20 protein-coding genes and 3 tRNA genes are annotated in these 21,395 nt (G+C 69.9%); 19 read left to right on the top strand and 4 right to left on the bottom strand.

The window, feature by feature from the left end:
* Nucleotides 1-3: 3 nt before the first annotated feature.
* From leuC to LRS14_RS08625, 19 genes are all read left to right on the top strand, one after another.
* Complete coding sequence (gene leuC, locus LRS14_RS08715; protein ID WP_046111711.1) at nucleotides 4-1,419, top strand: 3-isopropylmalate dehydratase large subunit; 1,416 nt, start codon at nucleotides 4-6, stop codon at nucleotides 1,417-1,419.
* A 14-nt stretch (nucleotides 1,420-1,433) separates the two neighbouring features.
* Nucleotides 1,434-1,562 carry an entericidin A/B family lipoprotein gene (locus LRS14_RS08710; protein ID WP_083440362.1) on the top strand — a complete coding sequence of 43 codons (129 nt, stop codon included), beginning with the start codon at nucleotides 1,434-1,436 and terminating at the stop codon, nucleotides 1,560-1,562.
* Nucleotides 1,563-1,565: 3 nt separating this feature from the next.
* Nucleotides 1,566-2,210: a 3-isopropylmalate dehydratase small subunit gene (leuD, locus tag LRS14_RS08705; RefSeq protein ID WP_046111712.1), complete on the top strand. Its 645-nt coding sequence runs from the start codon at nucleotides 1,566-1,568 to the stop codon at nucleotides 2,208-2,210.
* 22 nt (nucleotides 2,211-2,232) lie between these two features.
* Nucleotides 2,233-3,330 carry a 3-isopropylmalate dehydrogenase gene (gene leuB / locus LRS14_RS08700; RefSeq protein ID WP_257799285.1) on the top strand — a complete coding sequence of 366 codons (1,098 nt, stop codon included), beginning with the start codon at nucleotides 2,233-2,235 and terminating at the stop codon, nucleotides 3,328-3,330.
* An 87-nt stretch (nucleotides 3,331-3,417) separates the two neighbouring features.
* Nucleotides 3,418-4,545 (top strand): aspartate-semialdehyde dehydrogenase, encoded by a 1,128-nt coding sequence (gene asd, locus LRS14_RS08695; protein ID WP_046111714.1) that lies wholly within the window; start codon nucleotides 3,418-3,420, stop codon nucleotides 4,543-4,545.
* A gap of 182 nt (nucleotides 4,546-4,727) precedes the next feature.
* Nucleotides 4,728-7,430 (top strand): FimV/HubP family polar landmark protein, encoded by a 2,703-nt coding sequence (locus tag LRS14_RS08690; protein WP_083440363.1) that lies wholly within the window; start codon nucleotides 4,728-4,730, stop codon nucleotides 7,428-7,430.
* Nucleotides 7,423-8,229, top strand: coding sequence for a tRNA pseudouridine(38-40) synthase TruA (gene truA / locus LRS14_RS08685; RefSeq protein ID WP_232315266.1), 807 nt, complete (start codon nucleotides 7,423-7,425; stop codon nucleotides 8,227-8,229). The genes LRS14_RS08690 and truA overlap by 8 nt, the downstream gene beginning before the upstream one ends.
* Nucleotides 8,230-8,907, top strand: coding sequence for a phosphoribosylanthranilate isomerase (locus LRS14_RS08680; RefSeq protein WP_257799284.1), 678 nt, complete (start codon nucleotides 8,230-8,232; stop codon nucleotides 8,905-8,907).
* Nucleotides 8,904-10,133, top strand: a complete 1,230-nt coding sequence (gene trpB / locus LRS14_RS08675) for a tryptophan synthase subunit beta (RefSeq protein WP_257799283.1) — start codon at nucleotides 8,904-8,906, stop codon at nucleotides 10,131-10,133. Before LRS14_RS08680 ends, trpB begins: the two co-directional genes overlap by 4 nt.
* Nucleotides 10,130-10,939 (top strand): tryptophan synthase subunit alpha, encoded by an 810-nt coding sequence (trpA, locus tag LRS14_RS08670; RefSeq protein ID WP_257799282.1) that lies wholly within the window; start codon nucleotides 10,130-10,132, stop codon nucleotides 10,937-10,939. The genes trpB and trpA overlap by 4 nt, the downstream gene beginning before the upstream one ends.
* Complete coding sequence (accD, locus tag LRS14_RS08665; protein WP_046111719.1) at nucleotides 10,936-11,808, top strand: acetyl-CoA carboxylase, carboxyltransferase subunit beta; 873 nt, start codon at nucleotides 10,936-10,938, stop codon at nucleotides 11,806-11,808. The genes trpA and accD overlap by 4 nt, the downstream gene beginning before the upstream one ends.
* A gap of 35 nt (nucleotides 11,809-11,843) precedes the next feature.
* Nucleotides 11,844-13,154 (top strand): bifunctional tetrahydrofolate synthase/dihydrofolate synthase, encoded by a 1,311-nt coding sequence (gene folC / locus LRS14_RS08660; RefSeq protein ID WP_257799281.1) that lies wholly within the window; start codon nucleotides 11,844-11,846, stop codon nucleotides 13,152-13,154.
* Nucleotides 13,155-13,262: 108 nt separating this feature from the next.
* Nucleotides 13,263-14,039, top strand: coding sequence for an SPOR domain-containing protein (locus LRS14_RS08655; protein WP_257799280.1), 777 nt, complete (start codon nucleotides 13,263-13,265; stop codon nucleotides 14,037-14,039).
* 10 nt (nucleotides 14,040-14,049) lie between these two features.
* On the top strand, nucleotides 14,050-14,565 hold the full coding sequence (locus tag LRS14_RS08650) for a CvpA family protein (RefSeq protein ID WP_052736094.1): 516 nt from the start codon (nucleotides 14,050-14,052) through the stop codon (nucleotides 14,563-14,565).
* Nucleotides 14,566-14,575: 10 nt separating this feature from the next.
* Entirely contained in the window at nucleotides 14,576-16,099 is a 1,524-nt protein-coding gene (purF, locus tag LRS14_RS08645; RefSeq protein WP_046111722.1) for an amidophosphoribosyltransferase, read from the top strand.
* A gap of 11 nt (nucleotides 16,100-16,110) precedes the next feature.
* The gene (gene gltX, locus LRS14_RS08640; RefSeq protein WP_257799279.1) at nucleotides 16,111-17,505 is read left to right on the top strand and encodes a glutamate--tRNA ligase; all 1,395 of its coding nucleotides are present in this window, start codon (nucleotides 16,111-16,113) and stop codon (nucleotides 17,503-17,505) included.
* Between the two features lie 78 nt (nucleotides 17,506-17,583).
* Nucleotides 17,584-17,659 (top strand) — tRNA-Ala (locus LRS14_RS08635).
* Nucleotides 17,660-17,690: 31 nt separating this feature from the next.
* A tRNA-Glu gene (locus tag LRS14_RS08630) sits at nucleotides 17,691-17,767 on the top strand.
* A gap of 37 nt (nucleotides 17,768-17,804) precedes the next feature.
* Nucleotides 17,805-17,881 (top strand) — tRNA-Asp (locus LRS14_RS08625).
* A 495-nt stretch (nucleotides 17,882-18,376) separates the two neighbouring features.
* On the opposite strand, the gene LRS14_RS08620 is transcribed toward LRS14_RS08625, so the two are convergent.
* Genes LRS14_RS08620 through LRS14_RS30230 form a run of 4 tightly spaced genes read right to left on the bottom strand, consistent with a single transcriptional unit; the run spans nucleotide 18,377 to nucleotide 21,334 of the window.
* Nucleotides 18,377-19,285, bottom strand: a complete 909-nt coding sequence (locus tag LRS14_RS08620) for a DMT family transporter (protein ID WP_257799278.1) — start codon at nucleotides 19,283-19,285, stop codon at nucleotides 18,377-18,379.
* Entirely contained in the window at nucleotides 19,282-19,794 is a 513-nt protein-coding gene (locus tag LRS14_RS08615) for a methylated-DNA--[protein]-cysteine S-methyltransferase (protein ID WP_257799277.1), read from the bottom strand. Before LRS14_RS08615 ends, LRS14_RS08620 begins: the two co-directional genes overlap by 4 nt.
* Nucleotides 19,791-21,209 (bottom strand): AlkA N-terminal domain-containing protein, encoded by a 1,419-nt coding sequence (locus tag LRS14_RS08610; protein WP_310740814.1) that lies wholly within the window; start codon nucleotides 21,207-21,209, stop codon nucleotides 19,791-19,793. Before LRS14_RS08610 ends, LRS14_RS08615 begins: the two co-directional genes overlap by 4 nt.
* On the bottom strand, nucleotides 21,206-21,334 hold the full coding sequence (locus LRS14_RS30230; RefSeq protein ID WP_310740813.1) for a hypothetical protein: 129 nt from the start codon (nucleotides 21,332-21,334) through the stop codon (nucleotides 21,206-21,208). Before LRS14_RS30230 ends, LRS14_RS08610 begins: the two co-directional genes overlap by 4 nt.
* Nucleotides 21,335-21,395: the final 61 nt, after the last annotated feature.

The following is a 21,395-nucleotide window of genomic DNA, read 5'->3' as shown; positions in this document are numbered from 1 at the left end:
ACCATGACCGGCCGCACGCTTTACGACAAGATCTGGGACGAGCACGTCGTCCACTCCGAGGAAGACGGCACCGCGGTGCTCTACATCGACCGCCACCTGCTGCACGAGGTGACCAGCCCGCAGGCCTTCGAAGGGCTGGACATCGCCTCGCGCAAGACCTGGCGCATTTCGGCCAACCTGGCCGTGAGCGACCACAACGTGCCCACCACCGACCGCTCGGGCGGCATCACCGACCCGGTGTCGAAGCTGCAGGTCGACACGCTGGACAAGAACTGCGACCGCTTCGGCATCACGCAATTCAAGATGAACGACCTGCGCCAGGGCATCGTGCACGTCATCGGCCCGGAGCAGGGCGCAACGCTGCCCGGCATGACGGTGGTGTGCGGCGACTCGCACACCTCCACCCACGGCGCCTTCGGCGCGCTGGCGCATGGCATCGGCACCAGCGAGGTGGAGCATGTGCTGGCCACGCAGACGCTGCTGGCCAAGAAGGCCAGGAACATGCTGATCAAGGTGGAAGGCAAGCTGCCCGCCGGCTGCGGCGCCAAGGACATCGTGCTGGCCATCATCGGCAAGATCGGCACCGCCGGCGGCACCGGCTACACCATCGAGTTCGCCGGCTCGGCCATCCGCGCGCTGAGCATGGAAGGCCGCATGACGGTGTGCAACATGGCCATCGAAGGCGGCGCCCGCGCCGGACTGGTGGCAGTGGACGAGACCACGATCAACTACGTGAAGAACCGGCCGCTGGCGCCCAAGCCCGGCGTGGAATGGGACCAGGCGGTGGCCTACTGGCGCACGCTGCATTCCGATGCCGACGCGCACTGGGACGCCGTGGTCGAGCTGGACGCGAGCAGCATCCGCCCGCAGGTCACCTGGGGCACCTCGCCCGAGATGGTGCTGTCCATCGAGGACCGTGTGCCCGACCCCGACCGCGAGAAGGACGCCAACAAGCGCGGCGCGATGGAGCGCGCGCTGCAGTACATGGCGCTGCAGCCCAACCAGGCCATCAGCGACATCCGCATCGACAAGGTGTTCATCGGCTCCTGCACCAACTCGCGCATCGAAGACATGCGCGAAGCCGCCGCGGTGGTGCGCCGCCTGGGCGGCCGCGTGGCTTCCAATGTGAAGCTGGCGATGGTGGTGCCGGGCTCCGGCCTGGTGAAGGCGCAGGCCGAGAAGGAAGGCCTGGACCAGATCTTCAAGGCCGCCGGCTTCGAGTGGCGCGAGCCGGGCTGCAGCATGTGCCTGGCGATGAACGCCGACCGGCTGGAGCCGGGCGAGCGCTGCGCCTCCACCAGCAACCGCAACTTCGAAGGCCGCCAGGGCGCCGGCGGCCGCACCCACCTCGTGAGCCCGGCGATGGCCGCCGCGGCCGCGCTGGAGGGCCACTTCGTCGACGTGCGCCGCATCGCCTGACGGAGGGCCGCACCATGCGCAACAAGCTCGCCCTGGGGTTGCTGATGCTCGGCCTGCTGGCCGGCTGCAACACCATCCAGGGCATCGGCAAGGACGTGTCCAAGGCCGGCCAGACCATCGAAGACGCCGCTCGAAAGAAATAAGCCATGCAAGCCTTCACCGTGCACCAGGGCCTCGTCGCCCCCATGGACCGCGAGAACGTCGACACCGACGCGATCATCCCCAAGCAGTTCCTGAAGTCGATCAAGCGCTCGGGCTTCGGCCCGAACCTGTTCGACGAATGGCGCTACCTCGACCATGGCGAGCCGGGGCAGGACCCGGCCAGCCGCAAGCCGAACCCGGACTTCGTGCTCAACCAGCCGCGCTACCAGGGCGCCTCGGTGCTGCTGGCGCGGCAGAACTTCGGCTGTGGCTCCAGCCGCGAGCACGCGCCCTGGGCGCTGGACCAGTACGGCTTCCGCGCCCTCATCGCGCCCAGCTTCGCCGACATCTTCTTCAACAACTGCTTCAAGAACGGCCTGCTGCCGATCCGCCTGCCCGAGTCGCAGGTCGCGCAGCTGTTCGACGAGGTGGCGGCCTTCGTCGGCTACCGGCTCACCATCGACCTGCAGCGGCAGGTCGTCATCAAGCCGGACGGCACGGAGCTGGCCTTCGACATCGAACCCTTCCGCAAGTACTGCCTGGTCAACGGCTTCGACGACATCGGCCTGACGCTGCGCCATGCCGACAAGATCCGCGCCTTCGAGGCCGAGCGCCTGCTGCAGAAGCCCTGGCTGGGCCGCACGCTGTAATCACGCCAAGAGGACAAGACACATGAAGATTGCAGTGCTGCCGGGTGACGGCATCGGCCCGGAGATCGTCGAGGAGGCGGTCAAGGTGTTGAAGGTGCTCGACCTGAGCTTCGAGCTGGAAAGCGCCCCGGTGGGCGGCGCCGCCTACGAGGCCAGCGGCCATCCGCTGCCCGAGGCCACGCTCGACCTGGCCAAGGCCGCCGATGCGGTGCTGTTCGGCGCCGTCGGCGACTGGAAGTACGACAAGCTGGACCGCCCGCTGCGGCCCGAGCAGGCCATCCTGGGGCTGCGCAAGCACCTGGGCCTGTTCGCCAACTTCCGCCCGGCGATCTGCTACGAGCAGCTGACCCATGCCTCCAGCCTGAAGCCCGAACTGGTGGCGGGGCTGGACATCCTCATCATCCGCGAGCTGACCGGCGACATCTACTTCGGCCAGCCGCGCGGCCGCCGCACCGCGGTGGACGGGCACTTCCCCGGCACCGAGGAAGCGTTCGACACCATGCGCTACAGCCGGCCGGAGATCGAGCGCATCGCGCACGTGGCCTTCCAGGCGGCGCGCAAGCGCGGCGGGCGTGTCACCAGCGTCGACAAGGCCAACGTGCTGGAGACCTTCCAGTTCTGGAAGGACGTGGTCACCGAGGTGCATGCGCAGTACCCGGACGTGCAGCTCGACCACATGTACGTGGACAACGCCGCCATGCAGCTGGTGAAGGCGCCGAAGAAGTTCGACGTCATCGTCACCGGCAACATGTTCGGCGACATCCTGTCGGACGCGGCGGCCATGCTGACCGGCTCCATCGGCATGCTGCCCTCGGCTTCGTTGGACAAAAACAACAAGGGGCTGTACGAGCCCAGCCATGGCAGCGCGCCGGACATCGCCGGCAAGGGCATCGCCAACCCGCTGGCTACAATCTTGTCTGCTGCCATGATGCTCCGCTTCTCCCTCAACCAGCCCCAGGCTGCCGACCGCATCGAGTCGGCCGTCAGCGCCGTGCTGTCGGCAGGGTTGCGCACGCCGGACATCTGGAGCGAGGGCACGCACAAGGTGGGCACCCGCGAGATGGGCGACGCCGTGGTCGACGCGATCGTCAAGACCACCAAGGGCATTACCAAGAGCTAGCAAGCTCCGGTTCGTCTCGCCCCAACCCTGGACCCCGGCGAAGCGAGCCGGGGAACCAGGTTTCTCAACACGAAAGGGCGAACTGAAATGGCACTCACAGGTCTGGTTGGATGGCGCGGCATGGTCGGCTCCGTGCTGATGGACCGCATGGTCGCCGAGGGCGACTTCGATCACATCGAGCCGGTGTTCTTCAGCACCAGCAATGCGGGCGGCGCAGCCCCCGCGATGGCCAAGAACGAAACCAGGCTGCACGACGCCTTCGACATCGAGGCGCTCAAGCGCTGCGACATCATCCTCACCGCCCAGGGCGGCGACTACACCTCCGAGGTGTACCCCAAGCTGCGCGCCGCCGGCTGGAACGGCCACTGGATCGACGCCGCCTCCACGCTGCGGATGAAGGACGACGCGGTCATCGTGCTGGACCCGGTGAACCTGCCCGTCATCAAGAACGCGCTGAGCAAGGGCGGCCGCAACTGGATCGGCGGCAACTGCACCGTCAGCTGCATGCTCATGGGCGTGGGTGCGCTGTACAAGGCGGGCCTGGTCGAGTGGATGAGCACCCAGACCTACCAGGCGGCCTCCGGCGGCGGCGCGCAGCACATGCGCGAGCTGCTCACCCAGTTCGGCACCCTGAACGCCGCGGTGCGCCCGCTGCTGGACGACCCGAAGAGCGCCATCCTCGAGATCGACCGCCTGCTGGTGGCCCAGCAGCGCAGCCTGTCGGCCGACGAGACGCAGCACTTCGGCGTGCCGCTGGGTGGCTCCTTGATCCCCTGGATCGACAAGGACCTGGGCAACGGCATGTCCAAGGAAGAGTGGAAGGGCATGGCCGAGACCAACAAGATCATGGGCCAGGGCGAGGGCTTCGGCACGCCCGCGGTGCCGGTCGACGGCTTCTGCGTGCGCATCGGCGCGATGCGCTGCCATAGCCAAGCGCTCACTTTCAAGCTCAAGAAGGACGTGCCGCTGGCCGATCTTGAAGGCCTGATCGCCAACGACAACCCATGGGTCAAGCTTGTTCCGAATACCCGCGAAGCCACGCTGCGCGACCTGACGCCGGTGGCCACCACCGGCACGCTGACCATTCCGGTCGGCCGACTGCGCAAGATGGCGATGGGCCCGGAATACGTGGGAGCCTTCACCATCGGCGACCAGCTGCTGTGGGGCGCGGCCGAGCCGCTGCGCCGCATGCTGCGCATCCTGCTGGACGCCTGACGCCGCAAACCGGTCGGCACGATCATCAGAAGTTGCATGAGCTCGTCAGGCTATATGCTTGCTGATATTGTGAATTCGACCGTTTGCAGGCTGCCGTGCAAGGCCCGGCGCCAGCCCCTACAAGACAACGTTGGCGCCGGTCCTGCCCTCGGGCGGGCCGCGATGTGCTGCCGGGAGACACCTTGAAGAAACGCTCATTGGCCGCGCACGGCCCCGCCTTGTCGGCCGTCGCTGTGGCGGCCTTGCTGTGCGCCACCGCGCCGGCCGCCTGGGCCCTGGGCCTGGGCCGCGTGGCGGTGCAGTCGTCGCTGGGTGAATCGCTGCGGGCGGAGATCGACGTCACCAGCATCTCGCCCGAGGAAGCCTCCACGCTGCGTCTGCGGGTGGCCTCGCCCGAGGCCTACCGCGCCGCCGGCGTGGACTACAACCCGGTGCTGCCCGGCACCTCGGTGCAGTTGCTGCGCCGCCCCGACGGCCGGCCCTACGTGCGCCTGACCAGCGACCGCGCGGTGCAGGAGCCCTTCGTCGACGTCATCCTCGACATCTCGTGGGCCAGCGGCCGGCTGGTGCGCGAATACACGATGCTGTTCGACCCGCCGGGCCGTGTGCCGCCGCCCCCGGCGGTGGCCGCCGCGCCGGTGCCGCCGTCCATCTCCGCCGCGCCGCTGCCCCCGCCGGTGCAGCGCCCGGCCAGCCCGCGGCCCGCGCCCCAGCCGCCCGCGCCACCGGTGGCCCCCGCGCCAGCGCTGCCGCCGGTGGCGCAGGTGCCGGTGCAGCCGCCCGCGGCCGCCCAGCCGGTGCCGGCGTCGCCCGCCGCCCCGTCGAACGGGGGCGGTACGCCGCGTCCCGCGCCGCGTGCCCCGGGTGCAGCGGGTGGCGACCAATACGCGGTGCGGCAGGGCGAGACCCTGTACCGCATCGCCACCAACACCCAGCACCCGGGCGTGTCGCTTGACCAGATGCTGGTGGCGCTGTACCGCAGCAATCCGCAGGCGTTCATGGACGACAACATGAACCGCATGCGTGCCGGGGCCGTGCTCACCGTGCCCACGCCCGAGCAGGTGCGGCAGATCAGCGGCGGCGAAGCCCGCCAGGTGATCCAGGCGCAAAGCGCCGATTTCAGCGCCTACCGCCAGCGCCTGGCCGGCGTGGTGCCCAGCGTGCGTCCCGACGAGCCGGCGCGCCAGGCGCGCGGCCAGGTGCAGGCGCAGGTGGACGACCGCAAGCAGGCCGCCGCCCCCACGCCGGACCGGCTGCGCCTGTCGCAAGGCTCGGTGCAGGCGTCGGCGCCCGAGGCACGCGCCTCCGGCGAAGCCCAGCGCCGCGACGAGGCTGCCCGCGTGGCCGAACTGGCGCGCAACGTGGAAGACCTCAAGCGGCTGCAAGCCGGTACCGGTACGGGCGCCGGCGTCGGCGCCGCGTCGCCGGCCTCGGGTCCCGCCGCGCCTGGCGCTGTGCCGGGCGTGGCCGTTCCCTCGCCTGTGCCGCCCGCGGGTGCCTCGGCGCCCCTGGTGCCGCCAACCGCAACCGCACCGGCATCCACACCGGCGCCGGCGGTGGCGCCGGGCCTCCCGTCGGCCTCCGCGCCGGTGGTGCCGGCCGCCCCGGTGGCCGTGGCGCCTTCCGCGCCTGCCCGGCCGGCCTCCGCACCCGCCGCTCCGGCGACCACGCCGGCCGCTGCCGACGAGGAGCCGGGCCTGCTGGCCGACAACCCGCTGCTGCTCCCTGGCGCCGGCCTGCTGGTGCTGCTGCTGGCCGGCCTGGGCTACTACCGCTGGAAGCAGAAGAAGCAGGCCGACAGCGGCGAGACCTCGTTCCTGGAAAGCCGGCTTCAACCCGATTCCTTCTTCGGCGCGACCGGCGGCCAGCGCATCGACACCCGCGAGGCCACCGGCAACTCGTCGTCGTCGATGACCTATTCGCTGAGCCAGCTCGACGCCATCGGCGACGTGGACCCCGTGGCCGAGGCCGATGTCTACCTGGCCTATGGCCGAGACCTGCAGGCCGAGGAAATCCTGAAGGAGGCGATGCGCAGCGACCCCGGCCGCCTGGCCGTGCGCACCAAGCTGCTCGAGGTGTATGCCAAGCGGCGCGACACCAAGGGCTACGAGCTGCTGGCCACCCAGCTGTACTCGATGACCCGCGGCGAGGGCGAGGACTGGCAGAAGGCGCAGCAGCTCGGCCAGCAGATCGACCCCGAGAACCCGCTGTACCAGCCGGGCGGCTCGCCGTCGCCGGCCAATGCCAGCAGCAGCACGATGAACGAGCCACTGGGCGCCAGCACCATGCCGCAGTCGGTGCTGCCGGCCATGGGCTTCGCCACCACCAGCCCCAGCCTGGACGCCGACCTGCCGCCGATTTCCTCGCTGGAACTCGATCTCGACCTCGACCAGCCGACGCAGCCGGGCGACCTGTCGCCGATGTCGATGGAGGCCACCCGCCCCATCGGCCTGGTGCCTTCGGCCGGCCGCGACGACAACAGCCTGGACTTCGACCTGCCGACGACGGCGCCGCGCTCCGAATACGCCGATCCGTCGGCCTCGGTGAACACCGCGCCAATGGACCTGGACCTGGATTCGCTGTCGCTCGACCTCGATCTGCCACCCGAGCCACCCGCGGTCGACCGCCGCAGCACCACGCCGGCCGACCTGGAGTTCGACCTCGGCGACCTGGAGGACTTCGGCGGCGCCGGCGTGGCCGACACCGCCACCGCCGACCTGCGCGACGGCGGCGACGACCCGCTGCAGCGCAAGTTCGAGTTGGCCGACGAGTTCCGCCAGATCGGCGACGTGGAAGGCGCGCGCGACCTGCTGGAAGAAGTGGTCGCCAAGGCCAGCGGCCCGCTGAAGGCCCGCGCGCAGAACCTGCTCGACAACCTTGAGTGAACTGCGCGGCGCCGGGCGCCGCATCGCGCTCGGCGTGGCCTACCGCGGCACCGCGTACCACGGCTGGCAGAGCCAGCCCGACGGCCGCACGGTGCAGGACCACCTGGAACAGGCGCTGAGCAGCTTTGCCGCGCAGCCCATCCACACGCTGTGCGCCGGCCGCACCGACGCCGGCGTGCACGGCCTGAACCAGGTGGTGCACCTGGACGCGCCGGTGGAGCGCGAGCCGTTCTCCTGGGTGCGCGGCACCAACCGCTTCCTGCCGCTGGACGTGGCGGTGCAGTGGTGCAGGCCGGTGGCCGACGACTTCCATGCCCGCGCCAGCGCGCGCGGCCGCCGCTACCGCTACGTGCTGCTGGAGTCGCCCGTGCGGCCGGCGATCGAGGCGGGCCAGTGCGGCTGGGTGTTCCGCCCGCTGGACGGCGACGCGATGCGCGAGGCGGCGGCGCACCTCGTCGGTGAGCACGACTTCAGCAGCTTCCGCGCGGCCGACTGCCAGGCGCTGTCGCCGGTGAAGACGATGCGCGCCATCGGCATCGAGCGCCGCGGCGCCTACTGGCGCTTCGATTTCGACGCCAGCGCCTTCGTCTATCACATGGTGCGCAACATCATGGGCTGCCTGGTGCAGGTGGGGCAGGGACACAAGCCGGCCGCCTGGATGGCCGAAGTACTGGCCGCCCGCAGCCGCCAGGCCGCCGCGCCGACCTTTCCGGCAGACGGGTTGTACTTCGTGGGGCCGTACTACGATGCACGGCATGAGATCCCAGACCACACGCCGGCGCAAGACTGGCTGCCCTGAATGAGCCGCACCCGCATCAAGATCTGCGGGCTGACACGCGAGGAGGACGTCGATGCCGCGGTCGAAGCCGGCGCCGACGCCATCGGCCTGGTGCTGTACGAGCCCAGCCCGCGCTACATCACCCCGCAGCGCGCGCGGGAACTGGCCCAGCGCCTGCCGCCCTTCATCACGCCGGTGTGCCTGTTCGTCAATGCAACGCCCGACGAGGTACAGCGCGCAGTGGAGGCGGTGCCCAACGCCACGCTGCAGTTCCACGGCGACGAGACGCCGGAAGCCTGCGCCGCACCCGCCCGGCCGTTCCTCAAGGCCGCACGGATCGGCAAGGGGTTCGATTTGCTAGACTTCGTCTCCCGCTTCCCGGCAGCACAGGCCATCCTGCTCGACGCTTTTGTCGACGGTTATGGCGGTGGTGGAAAGGTTTTCGATTGGTCGCTCATTCCCGCCGACGTACCCGCTCCGGTCGTTTTGTCTGGTGGGTTGAGTCCTGCAAACGTGATCGATGGGGTGCTGCGCATCCGGCCCTGGGCCGTTGATGTGAGTTCCGGCGTCGAGGCCGGCAAGGGCATCAAGGATGCCTTGCTGATCCGCCGGTTCTGCGATGCGGTAAGGCAGGCCGATGCGCAACTGGCGCAGGCCGACGCCGCCGCAGCAGCCAACCCTGATTCCAGATTGCCATGACCAACAGCAGCTACGCACAACCCGATGCCCAAGGGCACTTCGGACCCTACGGCGGCACCTTCGTCGCCGAGACGCTGATCCACGCGCTCGACGAGCTGAAGGAGGCTTACGCCCACTACAGCAAGGACCCCGAATTCCGCCGCGAGTTCGAATACGAGCTGAAGCACTTCGTCGGCCGCCCGAGCCCGATCTACCACGCCGCGCGGCTGTCGCGCGACCTGGGCGGCGCGCAGATCTACCTCAAGCGCGAGGACCTGAACCACACCGGCGCGCACAAGGTCAACAACACCATCGGCCAGGCGCTGCTGGCCAAGCGCATGGGCAAGCCCCGCGTGATCGCCGAGACCGGCGCCGGCCAGCATGGCGTGGCCACCGCCACCATCTGCGCCCGCTACGGCATGGAATGCGTGGTGTACATGGGCAGTGAGGACGTCAAGCGCCAGTCGCCCAACGTCTTCCGCATGCATCTGCTGGGCGCCAAGGTGGTGCCGGTGGAGTCGGGCAGCAAGACGCTGAAGGACGCGCTGAACGAGGCCCTGCGCGACTGGGTCACCAACGTCGAGAACACCTTCTACATCATCGGCACCGTGGCCGGCCCGCACCCCTACCCGATGATGGTGCGCGACTTCCAGCGCGTGATCGGCGACGAGTGCCTGGTGCAGATGCCCGAGATGCTGGGCCCTCAGCGCCAGCCCGACGCCGTCATCGCCTGCGTGGGCGGCGGCAGCAATGCGATGGGCATCTTCTACCCGTACATCCCGTACGAGGGCACGCGGCTGATCGGTGTGGAAGCCGCCGGCCACGGGCTGGAGAGCGGCAAGCATGCGGCCAGCCTGTCCGCGGGCACGCCCGGCGTGCTGCACGGCAACCGCACCTACCTGCTGCAGGACGCCAACGGCCAGATCATCGAGACGCATTCGGTCTCCGCCGGCCTGGACTACCCCGGCGTGGGCCCCGAGCATGCCTACCTGAAGGACCTCAACCGCGCGGAGTACGTCGGCATCACCGACGACGAGGCGCTGGCTGCCTTCCACCGGCTGTGCCGCATCGAGGGCATCATTCCCGCGCTCGAATCCAGCCACGCCATCGCCCACGCCATCAAGATGGCGCCGACGATGCGGCCCGACCAGAGCCTGCTGGTCAACCTCTCCGGCCGCGGCGACAAGGACATCAACACCGTGGCCGAGTTGGCCGGCGTGTCGCTGATGAAGGGTTCGCTGTCATGAGCCGCATTGCCGCCACCTTCGCCGCGCTGAAGGCGCAGGGCCGCAAGGCGCTGATCCCCTACGTCACCACGGGCGACCCGTATGCAGACGTCACGCCCGAGCTGATGGCGGCGCTGGCCGACGCCGGCGCCGACGTCATCGAGCTGGGGGTGCCGTTCTCCGACCCGATGGCCGACGGCCCGGTGATCCAGCAGGCCTCCGAGCGGGCGCTGGCCAAGGGCATCGGCCTGCCGCAAGTGCTGGCCGCCGTGCGCGCTTTCCGTGAAGGCAACGCCAAGACACCGGTCGTGCTGATGGGCTATGCCAACCCGGTGGAGCGCTACGGCGTCGAGCGCTTCGTCGCCGATGCCGGCCAAGCCGGCGTGGACGGCGTGCTGATCGTCGACTACCCGCCCGAGGAGTGCGAGGCCTTCGCCGCGCTGCTGCGCAAGGCCGACCTCGACCCGATCTTCCTGCTGGCGCCCACCTCCACCGAGTCACGCATGAAGGCCGTGGGCCGCATCGCCAGCGGCTACGTGTACTACGTGTCGCTCAAGGGCGTGACCGGCGCCGGCCACCTGGACACCGCCGCGGTGGCCGACATGGTGCCGCGCATCAAGGCCCATGTGAACGTGCCGGTGGGCGTGGGCTTCGGCATCCGCGACGCGGCCACGGCCAAGGCGGTGGCGCGGGTGTCGGATGCGGTGGTCATCGGCTCGCGCCTTGTCCAGATCCTGCAAACCCAGCCCCGCGACCAGGTCGCCCCGGCGGCGGCGGCGTTCATCGCCGAGATCCGCGCCGCGCTAGATGAAGGAGTTTCCACATGAGTTGGCTTGAAAAGCTGCTGCCGCCCAAGATCCAGCCGACCGATCCGAGCGAACGCCGCACGGTGCCGGAAGGCCTGTGGATCAAGTGCCCCTCGTGCGAGACGGTGCTGTACAAGACCGACCTGGAGCAGAACGTCAACGTCTGCCCCAAGTGCAGCCACCACCACCGCATCGGCGCCCGCCAACGGCTGGATGCCTTTCTCGACGCAGAAGGCCGCTTCGAGATCGGCCACGAGGTGCTGCCGGTCGACGCGCTGAAGTTCAAGGACAGCAAGAAGTACCCCGAGCGGCTGAAGGACGCGCTGGAAACCACTGGCGAGACCGATGCGCTGGTGGTGGTGGGCGGCGCGGTGCACACGGTGCCGCTGGTGGCCGCCTGCTTCGAGTTCGACTTCATGGGCGGCTCGATGGGCTCGGTGGTGGGTGAGCGCTTCGTGCGTGGCGTGGAAGCCGCGATCGAGCAGCGCGTGCCCTTCGTCTGCTTCACCGCCACCGGCGGCGCGCGCATGCAGGAAGGCCTGCTCAGCCTGATGCAGATGGCCAAGACCAATGCCGCGCTCACGCACCTGGCCAAGGCGAAGCTGCCCTACATCAGCGTGCTGACCGACCCGACGATGGGCGGCGTGTCGGCCAGCTTCGCCTTCGTGGGCGACGTGGTCATCGCCGAGCCGAAGGCGCTGATCGGCTTCGCCGGCCCGCGCGTGATCGAGAACACCGTGCGCGAGAAGCTGCCCGAAGGCTTCCAGCGCTCGGAGTTCCTGGTGCAGAAGGGCGCGATCGACATGATCGTGGACCGCCGCCAGCTCCGCGCCACCATCGCCAGCGCGCTCAGCATGCTGCAGCGGCAAAGCGCCGACGCGGTCGCCTGACCCTGCTGCCGGGCGTCGCCGGCCAGCGCGCTACCATGCGCGCCCATGCTGACGACGCCCCCCGCTCGCTCGCCGACTGGCTGGCCCACTGCGAGCGACTGCACCCCAAGAACATCGACATGACGCTGGACCGCGTGCGCGCGGTCGCCCAGCGCCTGGGCATCCGTTTCGACGTGCCCGTGATCACCGTCGCCGGCACCAACGGCAAGGGCTCCACCTGCGCGATGCTGGAAGCCATCGCCCAGTCCGCCGGCTACCGCGTGGGGCTGTACATCAAGCCGCACCTGGTGCACTTCGAGGAGCGCTGCCGCATCAACGGCCGCATGGCCGACGAGGCCACGCTGCTGCCGCACTTCGAGGCGGTGGAAGCCGCCCGCGGCGACACCACGCTGAGCTACTTCGAGTTCACGATGCTCGCGATCCTGCGCACCTTCATGCATGCGCCGCTGGACGTGGTGATCCTGGAAGTGGGTCTGGGCGGCCGGCTGGACGCGGTCAACATCATCGACACCGACTGCGCGGTGCTCACCAGCATCGACCTCGACCACACCGAGTGGCTGGGGCCTACCCGCGAAGACATCGGTCGCGAGAAGGCGCACATCATGCGGCCGGGCAAGCCGGCGATCGTCAGCGACCCGATGCCGCCGCAGAGCGTGATCGACCATGCCGACGCGATCGGCGCCGACCTGTGGCTGGCCGGTCGCGATTTCCGCCACGGCGGCGACCGCCAGCAGTGGCAGTGGGCCGGCCGCCAGCGGCGCTTCAGCGCGCTGGCCTATCCCGCGCTGCGCGGCGCCAACCAGTTGCTGAATGCAGCCGGTGCGCTGGCGGTGTTCGAGGCCATGTACCACCGGCTGCCGATCACCGCGCAGGCAGTGCGCCAGGGGCTGGCGCTGGTCGACCTGCCGGGCCGCTTCCAGATCGTGCCGGGCCAGCCGACGCTGGTGCTGGACGTGGCGCACAACGCGCAATCGGTGGCCGCGCTGGCGCTCAACCTGGACCAGATGGGCTTCTTCCCGCGCACGCATGCCGTGTTCGGCGCCATGCGCGACAAGGACCTGCCGGCGCTGCTGGCCAAGCTGTCGCCGCTGGTGGACCACTGGCACCTGTGCAACCTGGACACCGCCCGCGCCGCGACCGCAGACGAGCTGGCGGCCGCGGTGCAGGCCCTGCCCACCCAGCAGCCGGTGACGGTCCACACCCATGCCGACCCGGCCGCGGCATTGGCCGCCGCCGTGGCCGCCGCGGACCCGGCTGATAGAATCGTGGTCTTCGGTTCTTTCTACACCGTAGGCGGCGTGCTGAAGGACGGCTTGCCGAGGCTGAGCGCCAAGCACACGGCTTGACCCGGCGGCCGGCGCGGCTGCCAACCGCCGGGCCCGGTGGACTTCCCGCCCCGGCGGGCCTAACGCACCGGCCAGCTCCTCCGTTCCGCCCCGACTCCTTCCCCACGCATGGGCCTGCTGTCCTTCTTCAAGCGCCAACCTTCCGCTGCCCGCGAGCCCGCCGATCCGGCCGAGGCCGTGCAGCGGGCCCGCACCACCGCTCGGCGGCGGCTCATCGGCGCCGTGGTGCTGCTGGGCGTCGGCGTCATCGGCTTTCCGCTGCTGTTCGAAACCCAGCCGCGGCCGATCCCGGTGGACATCCCGATCGACATCCCACGCAAGGAAGGCGCCGCCCCGCTGGAGGTGCCGCCGGCACGTTCCGCTGCGCGCGCGGTGCCGACGCCGGCCGAGCCAGCGCCCGACACGATGGTGACCGAGCGCGCCGCCGACGCTGGCCGCGAAGTGGCCCCGCCGGCTGCCACGAGCCCGGCGCCAGCCGCTGCGCCCGCTCCCACGCCGCCCGCTCCACGCCCGGCCGAGACGGAGCGCAAGCCGGCCGCCGAGGCACCTCCCCCGGCTGCGGCCAAGCCGGCGGTACCGCCGCCCGCGCCGGCGCCGCGCGAGGATGCCCAGCGCGCCCGCGCCTTGCTGGAAGGCAAGGCCTCCGAGCCGGCGGCCGGCCGCTTCGTCGTGCAGGTGGGCGCCTTTGCCGACGCTGGCGCCGTGCGCGATGCGCGGGCCAAGGTGGAGAAACTGGGCCTCAAGACCTATACCCAGGTGGTCGACACCGCTTCGGGCAAGCGCACCCGGGTGCGGGTGGGGCCGTTCGGCAGCCGCGAGGAAGCGGACAAGGCCTCGGCCCGCATGCGCTCCGCCGGCCTGGCGCCGGCCGTGCTCACCTTGTGAGGGTGGCGGGATGACGGGTGTCGATCCTGCCTTCACGCTGAGCTGGGTCGACTGGGCGCTGCTGGCGGTGCTCGCGGTGTCGGTCGTGGTGGGCTTGTGGCGGGGCTTGATTTTCGAGGTGTTGTCCCTCATTGGTTGGGTGGCGGCCTATGTGGCGGCGCAGGTGCTGTCGCCGACGGTGGCGCCCTGGCTGCCCATCGGCACGCCGGACAGCGCGGTCAATTCAGGGGCGGCGTTTGCCATCACCTTCGTGCTGGCGTTGATGGTGTGGAGCCTGGTGGCCCGCCTCGTCAGCCTGTTGGTGAAGGCCACGCCGCTGGCCTTCGTCGACCGGGTGCTGGGCGCCGGTTTTGGCTTGATGCGTGGTGGCGTGCTGTTGCTGGCGCTGGCCACGGTGGTGGCATTGACCCCTGCGGCGCGTTCGCCGCAGTGGCAGGAATCTGTAGGGGCGGCATGGCTGGGTGCCATGCTGCAAGAGCTGAAGCCGGTGTTGCCGGTGAACGTGGCCCGGCATCTACCGGGCTGAAGGAAACATCATGTGTGGCATCGTCGGCGTCATCTCTCATGCGCCCGTCAACCAGTTGATCTACGACGCGCTGCTGCTGCTGCAGCACCGCGGCCAGGACGCCGCCGGCATCGTCACGATGCAGGGCACCAAGTGCTTCATGCACAAGGCGCGTGGCATGGTGCGCGACGTGTTCCGCACCCGCAACATGCGTGGCCTGCCGGGTGACGTCGGCCTGGGCCAGGTGCGCTACCCCACCGCGGGCAACGCCTACAGCGAGGAAGAGGCGCAGCCCTTCTACGTGAACGCGCCCTTCGGCATCGTGCTGGTGCACAACGGCAACCTCACCAATGCGCTGGCCCTGAAGCAGGAGCTGGTGGACGTGGACCGCCGCCACATCAACACCGAGAGCGACACCGAGGTGCTGATCAACGTGTTGGCGCACGAGCTGGCCCGCGCCGCGCGCGATAAGACGCTGAACCCCGAAGTGATCTTCGATGCGGTGGCGGCGGTGCACAAGCGCATCAAGGGCTCGTATGCGGTGGTGGCGCTGATCGCCGGCTACGGCCTGCTGGCCTTTCGCGATCCGTTCGGCATCCGGCCGCTGGTGTACGGCGAGGCGGTGACGCCGGAGGGCCGCACCGTGATGGTCGGCAGCGAGACCGTCGCCATCGAAGGCACCGGCCACACCGTCACCCGCGACGTGGCGCCCGGCGAAGCCATCTTCATCGACATGCAAGGCACGGTGCACACCAAGCAGTGCGCCGAGTCGCCCACACTCAATCCCTGCATGTTCGAGTTCGTCTATCTGGCCCGGCCCGATTCGGTCATCGACGGCATCTCCGTTTACCAGGCGCGGCTGAACATGGGCGAGACGCTGGCGCAGCGCGTCATCTCCACCATGCCGCCCAACGAGATCGACGTGGTGATTCCCATCCCCGAATCCAGCCGGCCTTCGGCCATGCAGCTGGCGCAGAAGCTGGGCAAGCCGTACCGCGAAGGCTTCGTCAAGAACCGCTACGTGGGGCGCACCTTCATCATGCCGGGGCAGGGCGTGCGCAAGAAGTCGGTGCGCCAGAAGCTCAACGCCATTGGCGTGGAATTCAAGGGCCGCAACGTGCTGCTGGTGGACGACTCCATCGTGCGCGGCAACACCAGCAAGGAGATCGTGCAGATGGCCCGCGAAGCCGGTGCGCGCAAGGTGTACCTGGCCTCGGCGGCGCCGCCGGTGCGCTTTCCGAACGTGTACGGCATCGACATGCCCACGCGCGAGGAGTTGATCGCCCACGACCGCACCATCGAGCAGATCCGCGAGTACATCGGCGCCGATGCGCTGATCTACCAGGACGTGGACGCGATGAAGCGCGTGGTGGGCACGCTGAACAACCAGATCAGCACCTTCGAGGCCTCGTGCTTCGACGGCCACTACATCACCGGCGAGGTGACGCAGGCCGACTTCAGCGCCATGGAGGCGCAGCGCCGCTCGCAGGGCGGCGAGGAAGAAGAAGCCAACCGCAGCCGCCTGGCGCTGCAGAACGCGACCGAGCAAGCCTGAACACGACGCGCATGAAGAAGACCGTCCGCACCCGCATCGCGCCGTCTCCCACCGGCTTCCTGCACCTGGGTACCGCGCGCACTGCGCTGTTTTCCTGGGCCTACGCCCGCCACTATGGCGGCGAGTTCGTGCTGCGCATCGAGGACACCGACGTCGCCCGCTCCACGCAGGACTCGGTCGACCAGATCCTGCAGGCCATGCGCTGGCTGGGCCTGGACTACGACGAGGGCCCGATCTACCAGATGCGCCGGCTGGAGCGCTACAACGCGGTGATCGCGCAGATGCTGGAAGCCGGCACCGCCTACCGCTGCTACGCCACGCCGGCGGAACTGGACGAGATGCGCGAGGCCCAGCGTGCCCGCGGCGAAAAGACGCACTATGACCGCCGCTGGCGGCCCGAGCCGGGCAAGGTGCTGCCGCCACCGCCCGAAGGCGTGGCGCCGGCCATCCGCTTCGCCAATCCGGTGGACGGCGTGGTCACCTGGGACGACGTGGTGAAGGGCCCGATCAGCATCGCCAACCGCGAGATCGACGACCTGATCATCGTGCGGCCCGACGGTGTGCCCACCTACAACTTCGCGGTGGTGGTGGACGACTGGGACATGAACATCACCCACGTGTTCCGCGGCGACGAGCATGTGAACAACACGCCGTGGCAGATCAACATCTTCCACGCGCTGGGTGCGCCGCTGCCGCAGTTCGGCCATGTGCCGGTGATCCTGGGCGACGACGGGCAGAAGCTCTCCAAGCGCCGCGGCGCGGTGAGCGTCACGGCCTACGAGGAGGGCGGCTACCTGCCCGAGGCGATGCTCAACTACCTGGCCCGACTCGGCTGGAGTCATGGCGACGAAGAGCTGTTCTCGCGACGCCAGCTGGTCGAGTGGTTCGACGGCGAGCACCTGTCCAGGAGCCCCGCGCAATGGGACCCGGCCAAGCTGAGCTGGGTCAATGCGCACTACATCAAGCAGGCCGACAACGATCGCCTGGCCGCGCTGGTGGTGCAGCAGCTGGCACGCCGCGGCATCGAGGCCACGGCCGACGAGCCGATGCTGCGCCGCGTGGCGCTGTTCAAGGACCGTTGCGCTACCACGGTCGAGCTGGCCGACTGGCTGGCGATGTATTTCTCCGAGCCGCAGCCAAGCGAAGCCGATGCGGCGCAGCTCACCGATGCCATCAAGCCCGCGCTGCAGGCGCTGGCCGACGCGCTGGCTGCGCTGCCCGCGTGGGACAAGGCCTCCATCAGTGCCGCGTTGAAGCAGACGCTGCAGGCGCACGGCTTGAAGATGCCCCAACTGGCCATGCCGGTGCGGGTGGCCGTTTGCGGCCGCGCGCAGACGCCCTCGGTCGATGCAGTACTTGAGTTGTTCACTCAGGCTATCGTGGTCGACCGCTTGCGCAAACTTTAAAAATCACTCTATACTCCATTTCTCGCTTGAACACGCTTCTTCTTCAAGACGAACCGCACAAAATGCGGAACGACTAAAGGGGGTATAGCTCAGCTGGGAGAGCGCTTGCATGGCATGCAAGAGGTCAGCGGTTCGATCCCGCTTACCTCCACCAAGTAAGCGTGTTCAAGAGGTACGAAGAATCAGTCCCCTTCGTCTAGAGGCCTAGGACACCACCCTTTCACGGTGATTACAGGGGGTTCGAATCCCCTAGGGGACGCCAAGTTCGTAGCACTTGCGCAGCGATGCGGAAGCTACATGGAGTGGTAGTTCAGTTGGTTAGAATACCGGCCTGTCACGCCGGGGGTCGCGGGTTCGAGCCCCGTCCACTCCGCCAACAACGCATCAAGGTCAGCTTCGCAAGGAGCTGACCTTTTTTGCTTTGGTGGTCTCATCGTGCAAAGCGACCTCCGCCTTGATGAGTCGGCGCGGTGACCATCGCCCCAGGCTTTGACGACTCGACGGAGGGAGGTCGTCATGGCCCACTGGTCCGCTGCAGCAGTCAGCGTTTGCCTGATGCAGGTCGCGTTGACGGTGCTTGGCATCGGCCCGGGTTGCGGTGTGCGATGCCGAAGACTTCGAGTGTCGTCCGGCGGCCCCGCTCCCTACCACTTCCAGCACGCACGGCAGGCAGTCGAGCGATGGTGCGGACCGCCGCTGCTGTCGGTCGCGATCGTGCGACCCGGTGATGCGCAAACGGCGCGCTGGCGTCGTCGGAGGTGCTGGCCGCGGCTGAGCAGATGTTCGCCAAGCCAGCGCAGGACGCGGGACCTGGCGTCGCTCGTTGACCTGGCGAGCTGGAGCGCGCACCGCGCACCGCCCGCCGGGCGCTTCAGCGCCGCGCCACGCTTGGTTTCGCCGCAGCCGGCAGCTTGAGCACACCGGTGGCCAGGCTGGTGCCCAGCAGGATGACCGCGCAGCCGATCACCATCGCGCCGGTGATCGGCTCGCCGAGGAAGAGCGCGCCCCACAGCACCGCGAAAGCCGGGATCATGAAGGTCACGGTGATGGCGTTGGCCGGGCCGACGTTGGCGATGAGCCGGAAGAACAGCACGTAGGCCACGCCGGTGCACAGCAGCGCCAGCATCGCGGCAGCGGCCCAGTCGGCGGGCGCGGGCATCCGCTCGGGCCAGAAGAAGAAGGCCGGCACGGCCAGCACCAGCGTGGCGCTCAGCTGGCTTCCGGCGGCCACCGCCATCGGCGGCACGCCGGTGAGCCATCGCTTGGTGAAGCTGGCCGACAGGCCGTAGAAGAAGGCCGCCAGCATGCAGGCTGCGATGGCCGAGGCCGCGCTCACGCCATGGTCGCCGGGCTTGAAGCTGGCCTTGTCCCAGGCCAGCCAGGCGACGCCGGCAAAGCCGATCACCAGGCCCAGCACACGCGAGGCAGACAGCCTGTCCTTCAGCCACAGCCATGCGATGACCGCGCCCCACAGCGGCGTGGTGGCATTGAAGATGGACGACAGGCCGGCATTGATGGCCAGCGCCGCGTAGCTGAACAGCAGGAAGGGCAGGGCGCTGTTCATCACGCCCACCACCAGCAGCGGCTTCCAGTGGGCGCGCAGCGCCGGCACCTCGCGCCGCCACACCAGCAGCGGCACCAGGAAGCAGGCGGCGCCGGTCACGCGCACGGCGGCCAAGGCCACCGGGCCGAAGGCCGCCGCGCCCATGCGCATGAACAGGAAGGCCGCGCCCCACAGTGCGGCCAGCATCACCAGGTCGATCCCGTCGCGGGCCTTCATGCCACCACCGCCACGCCTTCGAGCTGCAGCAGCGCCCGCTTGCGCGGCAGCCCGCCGGCATAACCGGTCAGCCCGCCGGCACGGCCGATCACGCGGTGGCAGGGCACGATGACGCTCACCGGGTTGCGGCCGATGGCGGCGCCCGCGGCCCGCACCGCGGCCGGGGCCCCGGCGCGCGCTGCGATCTCGGCATAGGTGGCGGTGCGGCCCGGCGCGATCTGCAGCAGTGCCTGCCACACCGCGCGCTGGAAGGGCGTGCCCAGCAAGTCCAGCGGCACGCTGAACGGCCCCAGCGCGGCGGCGGACCAGTAGCGCTGCAGCTCCTCGCGCGCCTGGGCAATGAAGGGATGCGCGTCGTCGGTGGGGGCGTCGATTGAGCCCGGGTGGTGGGCCTGGTCGTCGAACCAGAGCCCGGCCAGGCCATGGTCGGTGGCGGCCACGGTGAGCCGCCCCAGCGGCGTGTCGAGGCGTGATTGCGCGGTGATCAAGGGAAGCTTGGCGTGAGTCATGTGGGTTCTCCAGCAGCGGGCGGCATGCCCTGCCACAAGCGGATGACGGCGTAGCCGCGCCAGGGCCGCCAGGCTTCGGCCTGCGCCAGCACGGCCGCCACGTCGCGTGTGCCCAGGGCGTTGAGCAGGCCGATGTCGGTGGAAGGAAAGGCGTCGGGCCAGGCCAGCGCACGCATCGCGATGAGCTGCGCCGTCCAGTCGCCGATGCCGGGCAGGGCGCGCAGTGCGTCCAGCGTGGCGGCGAGCGGCGCGCCGCGGTGCAGCTGGATGCGCCCGGCATGCACTTCGGCCGCCAGCGCCTGCAACGCCCGCACCCGCTGGCGCACGATGCCCAGCTTGCCCAGCGTCTCGGGGTCGGCCTCGGCAATGGCCTGGGCGGTAGGCGCCAGGCGCGTGAGGTCGGCAAACGGCGTGTCGATCGGCTCGCCGTACCGCTCGGTCAAGCGGCGGGTCAGGGTGCGCGCCGCGGCCACGGTGACCTGCTGGCCCAGCACCACGCGCATCGCGGTCTCGAAGCCGTCGAAGCTGCCGACGAGGCGGATGCCCGGCACCGGCGGCATCGGCAGCAGCGCCATCACCGGGTCGATCAGCGACGGGTCGGCGTCGGTGTCCATCGCCTGCCGCACCCGCTGCAGCACGGCGCCGGCCACCGGCATCAGCGCCGAGGCCAGCGTGAGCTGCAATTCATGCCGGTCGGGCACGAAGCGCAGGCTGATCCAGCCGGTCGCCATGGCCGGCGCGCCGTCGGCCGGTGTGCCGCGCTGCATGGCCAGCGTGCGGCGCAGCGTCAGCGTCGGCAGGTCCACCGCCTCGACGCCGGGCACCGCGCGCTGGGCGAAGAAGCGCAGCACGCCGTCGACGTCATAGGGCGGCCGATAGGCCAGGCGCAGCACCGGCGCGGCGGCCGCGTCGGGCGGCGCATCGCCCGACCGCTCGCGGCGCAGCGCGCTGGGGCTCAGCCGGTAGCGCTCGGCAAAGGCCGCGTTGAAGCGGCGCACGCTGGCATAGCCGCTGGCCAGGGCCACCTGCGTCACCGGCAGCGGCGTGTCGGTCAGCAGCTGCTTGGCCAGCAGCAGGCGCTGCGTGGTGATGAAGTCCATCGGCGCCACGCCATGCGCCTCCTGGAAGATGCGGCGCAGGTGGCGGTCGGTCACGCCCAGCCGGGCGGCCACCTCGGGCAGCGCCACGGGGCGGCCCTCGGCCACGGCCTGGCTCAGCATCTGCGCGGCATGGCGCGCCAGCACCTGCGAGCTGTCGGTGAGCGACAGCCCCGGCGCCAGCTCGGGGCGGCAGCGCAGGCAGGGGCGGAAGCCCGCCTGCTCGGCGGCCGCCGCATGGTGGAAGAAGCGGCAGTTGCGCTGCTGCGGCAGCCGCACGCGACATACCGGCCGGCAGTAGATGCCGGTGGAGGTCACGCCGACGAAGAAGCGGCCGTCGAAGCGGGGTCACGGGCCGCCAGGGCGGCATAACGCGCGTCGTCCGGCGTGCCGGCGGCCACGGTGGCGGGGGTCGGTCCGGCGATGACGGCTGCGCTGTCCATGGCGGCCATTGTGGCCGTCGGCCGTGGGCGCACTCGCCGGATTCGGACCTGTGCCTGCCGG

The sequence above is a fragment of the Aquincola sp. J276 genome (genome assembly GCF_024700035.1).
Taxonomy (GTDB): domain Bacteria; phylum Pseudomonadota; class Gammaproteobacteria; order Burkholderiales; family Burkholderiaceae_C; genus Aquincola; species Aquincola tertiaricarbonis.
The sequence above is the reverse complement of the archived record's forward strand: the minus strand, read 5'-3'. Positions and strand labels throughout refer to the sequence as shown.

What these genes read in the sequence shown, in the direction of transcription:
- purF (WP_046111722.1), top strand. Translation starts at nt 14,576, where the DNA reads ATGTGTGGCATCGTCGGCGTCATCTCTCATGCGCCCGTCAACCAGTTG.
- LRS14_RS08655 (WP_257799280.1), top strand. Translation starts at nt 13,263, where the DNA reads ATGGGCCTGCTGTCCTTCTTCAAGCGCCAACCTTCCGCTGCCCGCGAG.
- LRS14_RS08620 (WP_257799278.1), bottom strand. Translation starts at nt 19,285, where the DNA reads ATGAAGGCCCGCGACGGGATCGACCTGGTGATGCTGGCCGCACTGTGG.
- accD (WP_046111719.1), top strand. Translation starts at nt 10,936, where the DNA reads ATGAGTTGGCTTGAAAAGCTGCTGCCGCCCAAGATCCAGCCGACCGAT.
- trpA (WP_257799282.1), top strand. Translation starts at nt 10,130, where the DNA reads ATGAGCCGCATTGCCGCCACCTTCGCCGCGCTGAAGGCGCAGGGCCGC.
- LRS14_RS30230 (WP_310740813.1), bottom strand. Translation starts at nt 21,334, where the DNA reads ATGGACAGCGCAGCCGTCATCGCCGGACCGACCCCCGCCACCGTGGCC.
- LRS14_RS08710 (WP_083440362.1), top strand. Translation starts at nt 1,434, where the DNA reads ATGCGCAACAAGCTCGCCCTGGGGTTGCTGATGCTCGGCCTGCTGGCC.
- gltX (WP_257799279.1), top strand. Translation starts at nt 16,111, where the DNA reads ATGAAGAAGACCGTCCGCACCCGCATCGCGCCGTCTCCCACCGGCTTC.
- LRS14_RS08650 (WP_052736094.1), top strand. Translation starts at nt 14,050, where the DNA reads ATGACGGGTGTCGATCCTGCCTTCACGCTGAGCTGGGTCGACTGGGCG.
- asd (WP_046111714.1), top strand. Translation starts at nt 3,418, where the DNA reads ATGGCACTCACAGGTCTGGTTGGATGGCGCGGCATGGTCGGCTCCGTG.
- trpB (WP_257799283.1), top strand. Translation starts at nt 8,904, where the DNA reads ATGACCAACAGCAGCTACGCACAACCCGATGCCCAAGGGCACTTCGGA.
- LRS14_RS08680 (WP_257799284.1), top strand. Translation starts at nt 8,230, where the DNA reads ATGAGCCGCACCCGCATCAAGATCTGCGGGCTGACACGCGAGGAGGAC.
- leuD (WP_046111712.1), top strand. Translation starts at nt 1,566, where the DNA reads ATGCAAGCCTTCACCGTGCACCAGGGCCTCGTCGCCCCCATGGACCGC.
- folC (WP_257799281.1), top strand. Translation starts at nt 11,844, where the DNA reads ATGCGCGCCCATGCTGACGACGCCCCCCGCTCGCTCGCCGACTGGCTG.
- leuB (WP_257799285.1), top strand. Translation starts at nt 2,233, where the DNA reads ATGAAGATTGCAGTGCTGCCGGGTGACGGCATCGGCCCGGAGATCGTC.
- leuC (WP_046111711.1), top strand. Translation starts at nt 4, where the DNA reads ATGACCGGCCGCACGCTTTACGACAAGATCTGGGACGAGCACGTCGTC.
- LRS14_RS08615 (WP_257799277.1), bottom strand. Translation starts at nt 19,794, where the DNA reads ATGACTCACGCCAAGCTTCCCTTGATCACCGCGCAATCACGCCTCGAC.